Here is a 14,829-nt window from a genome sequence, read left to right on the forward strand (position 1 = left end):
GCCGGGGCCCTTCTTCGCGCGGGTTGCTAGTCCTTGGCCTTCTTCGGCCGCCACACCACCAGCGCGCTGGTCTGCTGGACCTCCTGGTACGGGACCAGGTCGCGGCGGTAGGAGGCGTGGACGGCGGCCTCGCGCTGCTGCATCGCGGCCGCCGCGCCGTCGACCGCCGCCTGGAGTTCGGCGACGCGCTGCTGGAGCGCTATGACCTGGTTCTCCAGTTCGATGATGCGCTTGATGCCGGCCAGGTTGATGCCCTCGTCCTGCGACAGCGCCTGCACCTGGCGGAGCAGTTCGATGTCGCGGGCCGAGTAGCGGCGGCCGCGCCCGGCCGTGCGGTCGGGGGAGACCAGGCCGAGGCGGTCGTACTGGCGCAGCGTCTGCGGGTGCAGGCCGGAGAGCTGGGCCGCCACCGAGATGACGTAGACCGGGGTCTCCTCGGTCAGTTCATACGGGTTACGTCGACGGCCGTCCATCTCTGTCATGCTCCCTTCGCGGCCTCGAACAGCTCGGCACGCGGGTCCTCGCCCGCGGTCGCCTCGCGATACGCCTCCAGTGCGTCACGAGCATTCCCCGACAGGTCCTTCGGGACACTCACCTCGACGGTGACCAGGAGGTCGCCGCGGGTGCCGTCCTTGCGGACCGCGCCCTTGCCACGGGCGCGCATGGTGCGGCCGTTGGGCGTGCCCGGGGGCAGCTTGAGGGTGACCGGCGGGCCGCCCAGGGTCGGGACCCTGACCTCGCCGCCGAGCGCCGCCTCGGTGAAGGTCACCGGCACGGTCACCGTGAGGTTGTCGTCCTTGCGGCCGAACACCGGGTGGGCGTCCACGTGCACCATGACGTACAGGTCGCCCGCGGGGCCGCCGCGTTCGCCCGGTGCGCCCTTGCCGCGCAGCCGGATGCGCTGGCCGTCGGTCACCCCGGCGGGGATGCGGACCTGCATGGTCCGGGACGACTTGGCGCGCCCGCTGCCCTTGCAGTCGGGGCAGGGGTTCTCCGCGATCAGGCCGCGGCCCTTGCAGTCCGGGCAGGGGTCGGTCAGCGAGAAGCCGCCGCCGGATCCCCGTGCCACCTGGCCGGTGCCGACACAGGTCGGGCACACCCGCGGGGTGCCGTTCGCGTCGCCGGTGCCCGAACAGGCCTTGCAGGGGGCCTGCGAGGACATCCGCAGCGGGACCGTGGCGCCCTCGATGGCCTCCGTGAAACTGAGCGTGACCTCGGACTCGATGTCCTGACCGCGCCTGGGCTGGGTGCGCGCGCCGGCGCCCCCACCCCGGTTGAACAGGCCCCCCAGGACGTCACTGAAGCCGCCGCCGCCCCCGCCGAAGCCGCCGCCCTGGGCGCCGCCTCCGAAGAGGTCGCCCAGGTCGAAGTTGAAGTTGCCGCCGCCCGCGCCCGGCCCGGGGCGGAAGCCGCCGTTGCCGAAGAGGGCGCGTGCCTCGTCGTACTCCTTGCGCTTCTTGGGGTCGCCGAGTATGTCGTTCGCCTCGGAGATCTCCTTGAAGCGCTCCTCGGCCTTGGCGTTGCCCTTGTTGGCGTCCGGGTGGAACTCGCGGGCGAGCTTCCGGTACGCCTTCTTGATCTCGGCCTCGGTGGCGTCCTTGGGGACGCCGAGGACCTTGTAGTAGTCCTTCTCGATGAAGTCCTTGGTGCTCATCCCCGACGCCCCTCCTTCCACGTGTTACCTACGACGTCAGCCCTCCTCAGGGCCGTTGTCCTTCTCGTCCCCGGCCGCCGGGGCCTCGTCGGTCCCCTCGGCCTTCACCGCCGTCGCTCCCGGCTGCGGTTCGGCGACCGCCACCCGCGCGGGGCGGATGGTGCGCTCGCCGATGCGATACCCGGGCTGCAGGATGGCCACGCACGTCGTCTCGGTGACGTCCGGCGCGTAGCTGTGCATCAGCGCCTCGTGGATCGTCGGGTCGAAGGGCTCGCCCTCCTTGCCGAACTGCTGCAGGCCCATCTTCGCCGCGACCGTCTCCAGCGACTCGGCCACCGACTTGAAACCGCCGACCAGTTCGCCGTGTTCCCGGGCACGGCCGATGTCGTCGAGCACGGGCAGGAGCTCGGTCAGGAGGTTCGCGATGGCGATCTCCCGGACCGTGATCCGGTCGCGCTCCACCCGGCGGCGGTAGTTCTGGTACTCGGCCTGGAGGCGCTGGAGGTCCGCGGTGCGCTCGCCGAGCGCGGTGCGTACCTGGTCCAGCTGCGCGGTCAGACCGGCCAGCTGTGCGCTTGCGTCCCCGGCCGGGGCCGCCCCCTGTGCGGGAGCGGCCTTCGGCTCGGCGTCGTCGGGGGTGGCGCCGGAGGGGACGTCGGGCTTCTCCTCGAAGCCCGGGGTCTCCTCCGTCACGCGGCACCGTCCTTGCGCTCGTCGTCGACGATCTCGGCGTCCACCACGTCGTCGGCGTCACCGGCGGGGGCACCGCCGGCCGCGGCCTGCGAGGCCTGGGCGTCGGCGTACATGGCCTGGCCCAGCTTCTGGGAGACGGCCGCGACCTTCTCCGTGGCGGTGCGGATCTCGGCGGTGTCCTCGCCCTTGAGCTTCTCCTTGAGCTCCTCGACCGCGGCCTCGACCTCGGTCTTGATCTCGCCCGGGACCTTGTCCTCGTTGTCCTTGAGGAACTTCTCGGTCTGGTAGACGAGCTGCTCGCCCTGGTTGCGGGTCTCGGCGGCCTCGCGGCGGCGGTGGTCCTCCTCCGCGTACTGCTCGGCCTCCTGGCGCATGCGGTCGACCTCGTCCTTCGGCAGCGAGGAGCCGCCGGTGACGGTCATCTTCTGCTCCTTGCCCGTGCCCAGGTCCTTCGCGGTCACGTGCATGATGCCGTTGGCGTCGATGTCGAAGGAGACCTCGATCTGCGGGACACCGCGCGGGGCCGGCGGCAGACCGGTCAGCTCGAACATGCCGAGCTTCTTGTTGTACGCCGCGATCTCGCGCTCGCCCTGGTAGACCTGGATCTGGACGGAGGGCTGGTTGTCCTCGGCGGTGGTGAAGATCTCGGACCGCTTGGTCGGGATCGTCGTGTTCCGCTCGATGAGCTTGGTCATGATGCCGCCCTTGGTCTCGATACCGAGGGACAGCGGGGTCACGTCGAGGAGCAGGACGTCCTTGACCTCACCCTTGAGCACACCGGCCTGGAGCGAGGCGCCGATGGCGACGACCTCGTCCGGGTTCACACCCTTGTTGGCCTCCTTGCCGCCGGTCAGCTCCTTGACGAGCTCGGCGACGGCGGGCATACGGGTGGAGCCGCCGACGAGGACGACGTGGTCGATCTCGCCGAGCTGGATGCCGGCGTCCTTGATGACGTTGTGGAACGGCGTCTTGCAGCGCTCCAGGAGGTCCGCGGTCAGCTGCTGGAACTGGGCGCGGGTGAGCTTCTCGTCGAGGTGCAGGGGGCCCTCGGCGGAGGCGGTGATGTAGGGCAGGTTGATCGAGGTCTCCGTGGAGGAGGACAGCTCGATCTTGGCCTTCTCGGCGGCCTCGCGGAGGCGCTGGAGGGCCATCTTGTCCTTGCCGAGGTCCACGCCGTGGCCGGACGCGAACTGCTTGACCAGGTAGTCGACGACGCGCTGGTCCCAGTCGTCACCACCGAGGTGGTTGTCGCCGTTGGTGGCCTTCACCTCGACGACGCCGTCGCCGATCTCCAGGAGGGACACGTCGAAGGTGCCGCCACCGAGGTCGAAGACGAGGATCGTCTGGTCGTCCTTGTCGAGGCCGTACGCCAGCGCCGCCGCGGTGGGCTCGTTCACGATGCGCAGGACGTTCAGACCGGCGATCTCGCCGGCCTCCTTCGTCGCCTGGCGCTCGGAGTCGTTGAAGTAGGCCGGGACGGTGATGACCGCGTCGGTCACCTTCTCGCCCAGGTAGGCCTCGGCGTCCCGCTTGAGCTTCTGCAGGATGAACGCGGAGATCTGCTGGGGGTTGAAGTCCTTCCCGTCCAGCTGGATCTTCCAGTCGGTGCCCATGTGGCGCTTCACGGACCGGATCGTCCGGTCCACGTTGGTGACCGCCTGTCGCTTGGCGACCTCGCCGACCAGAACCTCGCCGTTCTTCGCGAAGGCGACGACGGACGGCGTGGTCCGGGCACCCTCGGCGTTGGTGATGACGGTGGGCTCGCCGCCTTCAAGAACGCTGACGACGGAGTTAGTCGTGCCCAGGTCGATGCCGACCGCACGTGCCATGGTGATTTCCTCCAGCTGACTTGAGTGGAACGGACTCAAGTGTGCATGAAGCCTCGCCCTGGGTCAACAGACCTGAGTGGAGCAGACTCAAGTCTTATCCGTTCCTTACACGCAAGTGCCCGCTGACCTGCGTCGATACAGCATTACGGGGCCCGTACACCGGCACCCGAAGGAGTAGCAGCACGATGCTGAAGGTGACGCAGGCGACGCAGGTGGCGCCGGCCCGGCCGACCCAGCCGCCGTGCACGAGCACCGCGACGAGCACCCCGGCGAAGGACGCGGCACCGAGGACCACGGTTGCCCGCCGCGAGGTGAGCCCGAGCCGCCGCAGCCGGTGCGCGAGATGGTCGGGCCCGCGCCGCAGCACCGGGCGTCCGGCGAGGAGCCGTGACAGCACGACGAGCAGGACGTCGGCGCTCGCCACGGCGGTGAGCGCGAACAGCACGCCCGCGCTGGCCGCCGGGTCGTACCCGGACCGCGTGACCAGCGCGGCCGCGGCCAGCACGAACCCGGTGAACAGCGAGCCGGTGGCACCGAGGGCGATCCGCGCGGGAGCCCAGTTGTGGAGCAGGAACCCGGTGAGCGCGGCCGCGAGCACGCTCAGCAGTACGGCGAGCCCGTCCATCACCTCGGCGGCGGCACAGGCCCCGACCCCGAAGGCGGTCACCACCCCGACGGTCCCGGCCAGCCCGTCCGCGTGGTCGAGCCCCTTGAAGGCGACGGCGACGAAGGCGATCCAGCCCGCGCCGAGCACCCCGCCGACGATCCCGAACTCGCCGTACGGCACCACGCACGCGGCCGCCACCGCCGTGCCGAACAGCAGGAACCGCGTCTTCAGCCGCCACACGTCGGCGACCACCCCGAGCAGCGCCACGGCTCCCCCGGCGGCCACCAGCTCCCCGACGCCGGTGCCGAGCGGGGCGACGCCGGTCCAGTCACCGGCGAACGCGACCAGGCAGGTGGCGCCGACCACGGCGAGGCCGCCCAGCGCGGGCACCCGCCGGGCCCGCCGCCGGTCGAGGAGCCCGAGCCGCAGGGCACACGGGCGGATCAGCGCGGCGAGGAAGGCGGCGAGCAGGAAGGCGGTGGTGGCGGCGGCGATCCCGTAGAGCACGGGTCCAAATTAGACCTACATGTAACAATTCTGTACGAATAACACGATCGGGTTGGGGCGTACCGCCCAGGCAGACCTCAGCGATCCAGATCACCCCGCACCTGGCTACAGTGCGAGTAAAGATGCGGGTAGTCTCGAACGGACTGCATAAGTTACCGCTTAGTAATTTCGGGAACCCTCTGAGAAGAGACCCGAAGAGACCACCCCTCGCAGGCCCGAGGAGCCCCCATGCAACTCGCCGCGATCATCGTGTCGCTGGTTCTGATCGTGGTTGGCGTGGCGTTGTTCGCCCGCGCCGTCCTGCAGATCTACAACTTCATGCGGCTCGGCCAGAACGTGCCCGCCGGCACCCGTACCGACGAGCCCGTCCAGCGGACCGTCACGGTGGTCAGGGAGTTCCTCGGCCACACCCGGATGAACCGCTGGGGCATCGTCGGCGTGGCGCACTGGTTCGTCGCGGTCGGCTTCTTCTCCCTCCTGCTGACGATCGTCAACGCCGTCGGCCAGCTGTTCCAGGCCGACTGGATCCTGCCGGTCATCGGCGACTGGGCGCCGTACAACGTCTTCGTCGAGTTCATCGGCACCATGACGGTGCTCGGCATCCTGGTGCTGATCGCGATCCGCCAGCTGAGCAAGCCGAACCGGCCCGGCCGCAAGTCCCGGTTCGCCGGCTCCAACTTCGGCCAGGCGTACTTCGTCGAGACCGTCATCCTGATCGTCGGCGTCTGCATCTTCACGCTGCACGCGCTGGAGGGCGCCCAGCACCACGTGGACTCCTACGAGGCGTCGTTCTTCATCTCGTACCCGGTGGTGTCCTGGTTCCGGGGCATGGACCTCTCCACGCTCCAGAACCTCACCTACTTCTTCGCCGGCCTGAAGATCGCGACCTCCTTCATCTGGATGATCGTGGTCGCCCTCAAGACCGACATGGGCGTCGCCTGGCACCGTTTCCTCGCCTTCCCGAACATCTGGTTCAAGCGGAACGCGACGGGTGAGACCTCGCTGGGCGCGCTGCTCCCGATGACCTCGGGCGGCAAGCCGATCGACTTCACCGACCCGGGCGAGGACGACGTCTTCGGCGTCTCCCAGGTGGAGCAGTTCTCCTGGAAGGGCCTGCTCGACTTCTCGACCTGCACCGAGTGCGGTCGATGCCAGTCGCAGTGCCCGGCCTGGAACACCGGCAAGCCGCTCTCCCCGAAGCTGCTGATCATGTCCCTGCGGGACAACGCGCACGCCAAGGCGCCCTACCTGCTGGCCGGCGGCGGCAAGACCGCCGAGGGCGAGGAGAAGGGCTCCGAGGAGCAGCTCGCCCAGGTGCCCGCCGCGGCTCTCGCCGAGGCCGAGCGGCCGCTGATCGGCACCGCCGAGGAGAACGGCGTCATCGACCCGGACGTGCTGTGGTCCTGCACCACCTGCGGCGCCTGCGTCGAGCAGTGCCCTGTCGACATCGAGCACGTCGACCACATCGTCGACATGCGCCGCTACCAGGTGATGATCGAGTCCGCGTTCCCGTCCGAGGCGGGCACGATGCTCAAGAACCTGGAGAAGAAGGGCAACCCCTGGGGCCTGGCCAAGAAGCAGCGCCTGGAGTGGCTCAAGGAGGTCGACTTCGAGGTCCCGGTCGTCGGCAAGGACATCGAGGACCTCACCGAGGTCGAGTACCTGTACTGGGTCGGCTGCGCGGGCTCCCTGGAGGACCGCGCCAAGAAGACCACCAAGGCCTTCGCCGAGCTGCTGCACATCGCGGGCGTCAAGTTCGCGATTATGGGCGGCGACGAGAAGTGCACCGGCGACTCCGCCCGCCGCCTGGGCAACGAGCCCCTCTTCCAGGAGCTCGGCATGGAGAACGTCGCCGCGCTGAACATGGCGTTCGGCGAGGATGACGAGGACGAGTCGACGAAGAAGCCGAAGTCGGCCAAGAAGATCGTCGCCACCTGCCCGCACTGCCTCAACACCATCGGCAACGAGTACCCGCAGCTCGGCGGCGACTACGAGGTCATCCACCACACCCAGCTGCTCCAGCACCTGGTGGACGAGGGCAAGCTGGTCCCGGTCACCCCGGTCGAGGGCATCATCACCTACCACGACCCCTGCTACCTGGGCCGCCACAACAAGATCTACACGCCCCCGCGCGAGATCATCGCCAACGTCCCGGGCCTCAGGAACGAGGAGATGCACCGCCACAAGGAGCGCGGCTTCTGCTGCGGCGCGGGCGGCGCGCGGATGTGGATGGAGGAGCGGATCGGCAAGCGCATCAACAACGAGCGCGTCGACGAAGCTCTTTCGTTGAACCCGGACATCGTCTCCACCGCCTGCCCGTTCTGCCTGGTCATGCTCACCGACTCGGTCAACGGCAAGAAGAACGAAGGCAAGGCCAAGGAGTCCATCACCGTCGTCGACGTGGCCCAGCTGCTCCTCGACTCGGTGAAGACCCCGGTCGACCCGGCGGGCGCCGCTGAGCAGGAGAGCGAGCCGGAGCCGGAGCCGGTGAAGTAGCCCCTTCGGACGCGGAACGCCCCCCGAGCCCCCTGTGGCTCGGGGGGCGTTCTGGTTTCCCCGGGGGCCGGTCGGCCGCCTCCGTCCCCCGGACGGCCCTCTCCTGCTCGCGTGCGCGCGCCGCGGCGGTTCGGCTGGCAGGAGGGCCGGATCGAGCGGGAGGTACGGGTGGCGGAGGACAACGCGCACGACGGCGGTGCCGGGGACCGGTCCGACGACGTGCGGGAACTGCGGGCCCGGGTCGCGGCCCTGGAGAGCGAACGGGCCCGGCCGCCCCGGCACCACGTCAGGTCCCTGCTCGCCGTCGTCCTGATCGTCCTCGGCTGCCTGCTCGCCCCGCTCTCCGTGGTCGCCTCGTGGGCGGCCGACCAGGTGGGCGACACCGACCGTTACGTCAGCACGGTCGCCCCGCTCGCCTCGAACGCCGACGTGCAGAACGCCGTGGCCAACCGGGCCACCGACGCCCTCATGTCCCGCCTCGACCTGCCCGCCCTGCTCGCCGACGTGGCCCCCGCGGACCGGCCCCGTCTGCAGCAGGCGCTGGGCGGCAGACTCGGCGACGCGCTCGAAGGGGCCGTCCGCAGCTTCGTCCACGACAAGGCCCGCGAGGTCGCCGCGTCCGACGCGTTCCGGACCGTCTGGACCGACGCCAACCGCCGGATCCACAGCAGCCTCGACAAGGCCCTCACCGGCAGCGGCGGCGGCGCGGTGCAGCTGACGGACGACAGCGTCACCCTCGACATCGGCCCCATCGTGGACCAGGTCAAGCAGCGCCTCGTCGACGCCGGGCTGACCCCCGCCGAGCACATCCCCGCCGTGCACGCCGACTTCACCCTCGTCAGGTCCGACCAGGTCGGCAAGGTCAAGACCTACGTGCGGCTGCTGCAGCTCGCCGGGGACTGGCTGCCCGTGCTGGCCGTGCTGCTGGTCGCCGCCGGGGTACTGCTCGCGGTCCGGCGGCGCCGGGCCCTGGTGGCGGGCTGCCTCGCGGTCGCCGTCACCACCGGGCTGCTCGGCATCGGGCTGCGCGTGTTCCGCGTGTTCTACCTGGACCGGCTGCCCGCGGGCGTCTCCCCGGGCGCGGCGGCCGCCGTCTACGACGCGCTGACCCACTTCCTGCGCACCGGCGTGCGCGTGGTGGTGGCCCTGGCCGTCGTCGTCGCCCTGGCCGCCTGGCTCTCCGGCCCCGGCCGGTACGCCGGGCTGGTCCGGGGCCTGTGGACGTCCGGGATCGGCGCGGTACGGGGCACCGCCGACCACGCCGGGCTGCGCACCGGGCCGGTCGGCCCCTTCGTCCACCGCTACCGCGCCTGGATCACCTGGGTCCTGGTCGCCGTGGCGGTGCTGGTCTACCTGCTGTGGCCCTTCCCCACCGGCTGGGTGGTGGTCGGCACGGCCCTGTGCCTGCTGTTCGTCCTGGCCGTGGTGGAGTTCCTGGCGGCGGCCCCATAGCGGCCGAGCGCCGTCGTTCGTCCGCGGCACCGTCGTGGCTGATCGCGCGGTTCCCCACGCCCGTTATGGGGCGCTGTCACGCCTTCAGCCCGATCGCCGCACACGCCGACCGGTACTTCGGGGTGCAGATCTGGGCGACGGTGTAGACGCCGTCCGCGATCACCGTGTCCTCGATGTTGCTCTTCGTGAGGGCGACCACCGGCACGAGCGTCGCGGGGACGTCCTTCTCGGTCGGGCTGTCGACCTTGTCCTGGGCCAGCGCGTCGTACTGGATGTCGCGCCCCTGCACCTTGTACACCGCCATCTGCGCGGCGTCGGTGGCCTCGTCCAGGAACGACTTGTACACGGTCATGTACTGCTCGCCCGAGACGACCCGCTGCACCGCGTCCAGGTTCGCGTCCTGCCCGGTCACCGGGGGAATCGTGGTGGCGCCCGCCGCCTTGAGCGCGTCGATGACGGCGCCGGCCATCCCGTCGTTGGCCGAGTAGACGGCGGCGATGTTCTTCAGGCCGACGGCCCGGATCGCCTTCTTCATGTTCGCCCCGGCGACCGCGGGCGACCACTTGTCGGTGTCGTACTCCTCGGCGATGCGGACCTTGTTCTTCAGCTCGCCGAGGGCGCCCTTCTTGAAACTCGCCGTGTTCGGGTCCGCGGGGTCGCCGTTCATCATGACGACCTCGCTGGCCGCCGCCCTGTCGCCGAGCGCACCGAGGATGGCGCGGCCCTGGACCTCGCCGACGAGTTCGTTGTCGTGCGAGACGTACGCGTCGATCGGGCCCTGTGCGAGCCGGTCGTAGGCGATGACGGGGATGCCGGCGGCCTTCGCCTTCCGGACGTCCGGTGCGATGGCCCTGGCGTCCACCGCGTCGACCAGGATGACGTCGGCCTTCCGGTCCACCATCTGCCGGAGCTGCCGGCTCTGGGTGGCCGGGCTCGCCTCGGCGTTGGCGTAGTCGACCTTGCCCTTGCCGTGGGTGAGGGAGGCGACCTCCTTCTCGATGATGGGGCGGTCGAAGTTCTCGAACCGTGCGGTGTCCTTGTCGGGCAGGAGCAGCCCGACCGTGATGTCGTCGCCCTTCTTCGCGGACGCGGAGTCGCCGCTCCCGCCGATGCCGTCGACGACGCCGCACGCGCTGAGCGCGAGGGCGGACGCGGAGGCGGCCAGGGTGATCGCGAGGCGGGGCAGGGGGATCCCGCGGAGGATGGGAACGCTCACATCAGGCGCCTTCCGGGTGGGGGGAGCGTCATGCGCAACCGATGGTGTGAACGAAGCAAACGCGTAGCGGCCGGATACGTCAAGACGTATGGACAACGCGGCAGTTGGGGGCCGTTCCGCACACTGCCCGGCGGCGCCCGGTGGGTGACCGTTCTACCAGGTCAGGCCAGCAGGGCGGGAGTTGGGGGGCGACGGTCCGGGGGCGACGGGCCGGGGTCGCGGAGGGACGGAAGCCAGGAGTGGACAACGGGTGCCCCACGCCGGGGACTTCACCAGGTCTTCGCAGTTGCTACCGCGCCTTCACAGGCGCGAGCCGGGCACCGTCGTCCCGGCGGGCGCCACCGGAGGGTCGGCACGCCCCCGACGGGAGGACGTCGCCACCCGTGTCGGTCCGTCGACGGCCTCGGTCCCCCCTGGTACTGCGGGGCGTGCCCGGTCCCGGCGAGCGCACCCGGCTGCCGGTCCTCAAGGCGACCGCCGAGCTCGGCCACCGGCTCGACCGCACCGCCCTGGAGAAGACCCACGTCCTGCGCCGGCTCCGCTTCCGCGACCGCCAGGTCGTCGTCCTGGACGCCCGGGGCGAGGACGGCGTGGGCGAGTGGAACCTCGTCGCGGAAGACCAGGTCCCTTACCGCCCGGTCGAGTTGACGGTCGGACGTCGCGGGCGCGGCCAAGGCAGGGGGTGTCGCCTCCCCGGCGGCGGTCCCGCCCTCTCGACGCCCCGGCGTCGGTTCCCGTCGCCCCCGCCCGGCTGCCGCCCCCCGGAACGGAGACGGCCCGGGTGCGGGACCCGGGCCGTCGTCCGTGTGGTGCCGGCGGGATCAGGGCTTCTGCTTGACGAGGGCCGGGACGAAGCGCAGGGCGTCCACGGTGCCGACGCCGGTGGCGAGGTCGTAGCCGTTGACCGCCTTGTAGCCGGTCACGCCCTGGTAGCTGTTGTCCGTGCCGTCGTTGACGTCCACGATGCCGGTGATCTTGGAGCGGTAGGAGGAGAGGTCGTACAGCCGCTTCTGGATGTTGCCCAGCCGGTGGCCGGCGGCCTGGTCGGCGAGGGCGACGATGCCCGCGAAGAGCGGGGTGGCCTCGCTGGTGCCGCCGCTGACGTCCCAGCCGGTGGCGGTCGGGTCGAAGCTGGAGTAGATCCAGGCGCCGCCGTTGACCGCGGCGGACATCGAGATGTCCGGGGTGCCGCGGCGGGTGCCGACCACCTTCTTCACGCCGTTCTGGAAGGACGGGCGGGTGAACACGTGGGACTGACCGCCGCCGCCGGAGCCGTAGTCGTTGTAGACGCTGTCCGGCTTGACGCGGTTGCCCTTGTCGTCCAGGTGGAGCTGGGTGCCGCCGACGGAGGTGACCAACGGGTCCGAGGAGGGCCAGGAGTTGACGCGCTTCTTGTAGTACGTCTTGCCGTCCGCCTGGAGGTCGGTGGCACCGCCGTCGCCGGAGGCGGCGAGCACGGTGACGTGCTTGCGGTCGGCGTCCTGGAAGGCGTACCGCAGCTTCTTGATGCTGGAGAAGTCACCCTTGGCGAAGCCGGGGAAGGTGTTCTCGGTGGCGCCGAAGCTCTGGCTGATGACGTCGCCGACACCGTGGTCGATCATGTACTTCTCGGCATCCATCATCTCCGGCAGACCGGTGGTGCCCTCGGTCTCGGAGACGGCCGTCTCGACGACGACGATCTTCGCGGCGGGCGCCACCGCGTGCGCCATCTCCACGTCCAGGGTGGTCTCGCCGGCCCAGCCGGTCATGTCGGAGTTCTTGGGGTCGAAGGCGGGGACGTGCCCCCACTTGACGACCTTCACCTTGGTACTGGGCAGCCCGAACTGCCTGCTGTAGACGTCGAGGTCGTGCTGGACGGTCGGCGAACCGTACGAGTCGACGATGACGATGGTGCGCCCCTTGCCCGTGACGCCCTTGCGGTAGAGGGCGTTCAGGTCGTACGCGGTGCGGTACTGGAGCGGGGTGTAGCAGTTGATCTGCCACTTGGCCTGGCACTGCGCGTCGGAGAGCGGGCTGCTCACGCGGTGTGCCAGGGTGTGCCCGACGACGGCCGGTACCGCGAGGGTGTGCGGTGCGGCGACGGGCGCGGCGGCCGTGAGCGCGGTGGCCGCGAGGGCGGCGACCGACGTGGCAGCCGCGACGCCCCGCCCGGTGCGGGCTATCTGCATGGATCCCCCTGTGGTTCGGAGTCTCACGAAGTGATCTCGGAGTGGTCTTCGCGCATCACACCGGAGAGGTCATGCACAGATCAAGTACGTTGAACCGACAATGCCGAACCCTTTACCCTGCGTTATCCCGCCATTAGCCTTCCAGCGGTCGGGAACAGAACTGGAACCCCGGTAGCGGTCTTTCCGTCTTCCCTCGTCGAACAGGACCTCCACCTTCCCTCAACCTCTAGCAAATCGGCCGGGACTTGAGACACACACCACTGAGACCCTGGGCCGTGGCGGCTGCCACGGCCTTCGCGTTCCTCGTCGCACTGGAGGTCGCCGCACGCCACTACGGTCTGCCGGGACCGCTCACCAACCAGGCCCGCGAGGTGATGTGCGCCCCCAAGTCCGGCTTCCTGCTCTACGCCGGGCTGGCGTTGACGATGGTGGTGCTCACCTGGCGGCAGCGGTTCGCCGCCCTCGGCGCCGCGATCGGCATCGACCTCGCCTTCGCCGCGGTCCGGTGGGCGACCGGTGCCGAGGTGACCCGCGGCCAGCCGTTCGGCAACGGCGCCCTGTGGGTGCTGCTCGGCTGCGCGGTCGTCGCCGTGACCCGCCGCACCGGCCCGGAACGCGTCCTGCTGCTCAAGGGCGTCGGTCTCGGCCTGCTGCTGGTGACCGGCCGCAAGACCGGCGACACCTGGCTGCTCATCACCTCCAAGACCCGCCCGGCGGTGCTCGACCAGTACGTGGCCACCGCCGACCACGCCCTGGGCAACCCGTCGTGGCTGGTGGGCCGGGTCGTCACCGCAAGCGGCCCGGTCGGCTTCAACCTCCTCGACGTCGTCTACGGCCAGCTCGCCGTGGCCGCGGTCGCCGTCGCGCTGTACCAGCTGCGCGGCGTGGCGGCCGACCGCCGCTTCCCGCGCCACCACCTGGTCCGCACCTTCCTGGTGATAGGCCTGCTCGGGCCGGCCGTCTACATGATCTTCCCGGTGGTCGGACCGGTCTTCGCCTACGGCACCGGCGCCGACCACTGGGCGTCGGTCAGCCTCTGGCCGGAGCGGCCGCCGCACGGCGGCCACTGGCCGGTGCCCGACCTGTGGCCGCGCACGGTGCCGCGGATCAGCGCCCCGCGCCCCGTGTCGTACGACGGGTTCACGCCGCGCAACTGCATGCCCAGCCTGCACACGGCGTGGGCCACCGCGATCTTCGTGCACTCCCGGCGGGGCCCCCGGGCGCTGCGCTGGGCGGGCACGTTCTGGCTGGCCGCCACGGTCACCGCGACGCTGGGCTTCGGCTACCACTACGGCGCGGACCTCCTCGCCGGCGCGGTGTTCGCGCTCACGGTCGAGGCGGCCCTGCGCACGTTCGACCGCGGCTGGGACCCGTCCGGCATCCGGCTGGTCGCCCACGGTACGACGGTCTTCGTCGCACTCCTGGCGTCCTACCGCTGGCTGCCGCTGGAGATGGCCACGCACCGCTGGGCAGCAGGCCCGCTGCTCATACTGGCGACGGCCTCGGTGGTCCACCACTACGTGCGGACCGTCAACCGCTGGGATCCCCGGCCCGAGACGGCGGCGCGACCCGGGGTCCCGCAGCCCGAACTGGTCTGAAGCGGTGTGCTGGCACGAGGCCATGGCGGGCGCCCCGGCCACCGGTAACACGCGGGCCGGGTGTGCCGCCGTCGACCACCATCCGGGGTGGACGCCACTGGCAGGCCCGCTCTGGGGGGAACGAGAGTTCTTGCGTCAAATGCGTGGCCTTCACCGATGGTGGTCGTTGGACGGGGTGACGGATTTCGGCGACACAGGGGCGGGGGTGCGGGCGGTGAGTGAGCTGCGAGAGATGGCGACACCGTTCGTGGTGCCCGGCCCTGCGGGCGTCGCAGTCCGTCGCCCAAGGGGTGGCACGCCTAGTCCCGCCGTCTACGCGTCCTCGAAGACCGGCTGGAGGCGACGCGGGCCGACCGGCAGGCCGGTGTGGTGGACGTGGTGCGCGGCGGGAAGCGGTTGCTGACCACACGGCACCATCTGAAGGCAGCGCAGCTCGCCGAACGAAGAGTGGCGTCGGCGGTGGCAGGCCGGGCGCCGGTTCCTCCAGGCCGATGGCGAGTCCGGCAAGCGGTACGGCAGTGAGACCATCCGCGTCACCCCCGACGGCGAAGTCTCGATCAAGCTGCCCTCGCCGCTGGCACACCTGTTCTGGTCGACCGCGTTCGCTCC

The 14,829-nt window shown here is 70.6% G+C and carries 10 protein-coding genes and 1 pseudogene; 4 read left to right on the top strand and 7 right to left on the bottom strand.

The window, feature by feature from the left end; genetic code table 11:
• Positions 1 to 26 precede the first annotated feature (26 nt).
• The 5 genes from ACFY6U_RS47440 to ACFY6U_RS47460 form a co-directional block, all read right to left on the bottom strand.
• Positions 27 to 473 (bottom strand): heat shock protein transcriptional repressor HspR, encoded by a 447-nt coding sequence (locus ACFY6U_RS47440; RefSeq protein WP_089100113.1) that lies wholly within the window; start codon positions 471 to 473, stop codon positions 27 to 29.
• Between the two features lie 5 nt (positions 474 to 478).
• Positions 479 to 1,654, bottom strand: coding sequence for a molecular chaperone DnaJ (gene dnaJ, locus ACFY6U_RS47445; RefSeq protein WP_390048692.1), 1,176 nt, complete (start codon positions 1,652 to 1,654; stop codon positions 479 to 481).
• A gap of 36 nt (positions 1,655 to 1,690) precedes the next feature.
• Positions 1,691 to 2,347, bottom strand: a complete 657-nt coding sequence (grpE, locus tag ACFY6U_RS47450) for a nucleotide exchange factor GrpE (protein WP_390048694.1) — start codon at positions 2,345 to 2,347, stop codon at positions 1,691 to 1,693.
• On the bottom strand, positions 2,344 to 4,176 hold the full coding sequence (gene dnaK, locus ACFY6U_RS47455) for a molecular chaperone DnaK (protein ID WP_390048696.1): 1,833 nt from the start codon (positions 4,174 to 4,176) through the stop codon (positions 2,344 to 2,346). The genes grpE and dnaK overlap by 4 nt, the downstream gene beginning before the upstream one ends.
• A 94-nt stretch (positions 4,177 to 4,270) precedes the next feature.
• Positions 4,271 to 5,290, bottom strand: a complete 1,020-nt coding sequence (locus ACFY6U_RS47460; protein ID WP_390048698.1) for an MraY family glycosyltransferase — start codon at positions 5,288 to 5,290, stop codon at positions 4,271 to 4,273.
• 228 nt (positions 5,291 to 5,518) lie between these two features.
• On the opposite strand from ACFY6U_RS47460, the gene ACFY6U_RS47465 reads away from it, so the two are divergent.
• On the top strand, positions 5,519 to 7,786 hold the full coding sequence (locus ACFY6U_RS47465; protein ID WP_390048700.1) for a heterodisulfide reductase-related iron-sulfur binding cluster: 2,268 nt from the start codon (positions 5,519 to 5,521) through the stop codon (positions 7,784 to 7,786).
• 168 nt (positions 7,787 to 7,954) lie between these two features.
• On the top strand, positions 7,955 to 9,238 hold the full coding sequence (locus ACFY6U_RS47470; RefSeq protein ID WP_390048781.1) for a hypothetical protein: 1,284 nt from the start codon (positions 7,955 to 7,957) through the stop codon (positions 9,236 to 9,238).
• A gap of 76 nt (positions 9,239 to 9,314) precedes the next feature.
• On the opposite strand, the gene ACFY6U_RS47475 is transcribed toward ACFY6U_RS47470, so the two are convergent.
• Together ACFY6U_RS47475 and ACFY6U_RS47480 are read right to left on the bottom strand one after the other, a co-directional pair.
• The gene (locus ACFY6U_RS47475) at positions 9,315 to 10,454 is read right to left on the bottom strand and encodes a sugar ABC transporter substrate-binding protein (protein WP_390048702.1); all 1,140 of its coding nucleotides are present in this window, start codon (positions 10,452 to 10,454) and stop codon (positions 9,315 to 9,317) included.
• An 821-nt stretch (positions 10,455 to 11,275) separates the two neighbouring features.
• Entirely contained in the window at positions 11,276 to 12,622 is a 1,347-nt protein-coding gene (locus ACFY6U_RS47480; protein WP_390048704.1) for a S8 family serine peptidase, read from the bottom strand.
• 275 nt (positions 12,623 to 12,897) lie between these two features.
• On the opposite strand from ACFY6U_RS47480, the gene ACFY6U_RS47485 reads away from it, so the two are divergent.
• Positions 12,898 to 14,220 carry a phosphatase PAP2 family protein gene (locus ACFY6U_RS47485; RefSeq protein ID WP_390048706.1) on the top strand — a complete coding sequence of 441 codons (1,323 nt, stop codon included), beginning with the start codon at positions 12,898 to 12,900 and terminating at the stop codon, positions 14,218 to 14,220.
• A 303-nt stretch (positions 14,221 to 14,523) separates the two neighbouring features.
• Positions 14,524 to 14,806: pseudogene (locus ACFY6U_RS47490) on the top strand (IS200/IS605 family accessory protein TnpB-related protein); the annotation flags it as partial.
• Positions 14,807 to 14,829: the final 23 nt, after the last annotated feature.

The organism is Streptomyces sp. NPDC013157 (assembly GCF_042899865.1).
GTDB lineage: Bacteria > Actinomycetota > Actinomycetes > Streptomycetales > Streptomycetaceae > Streptomyces.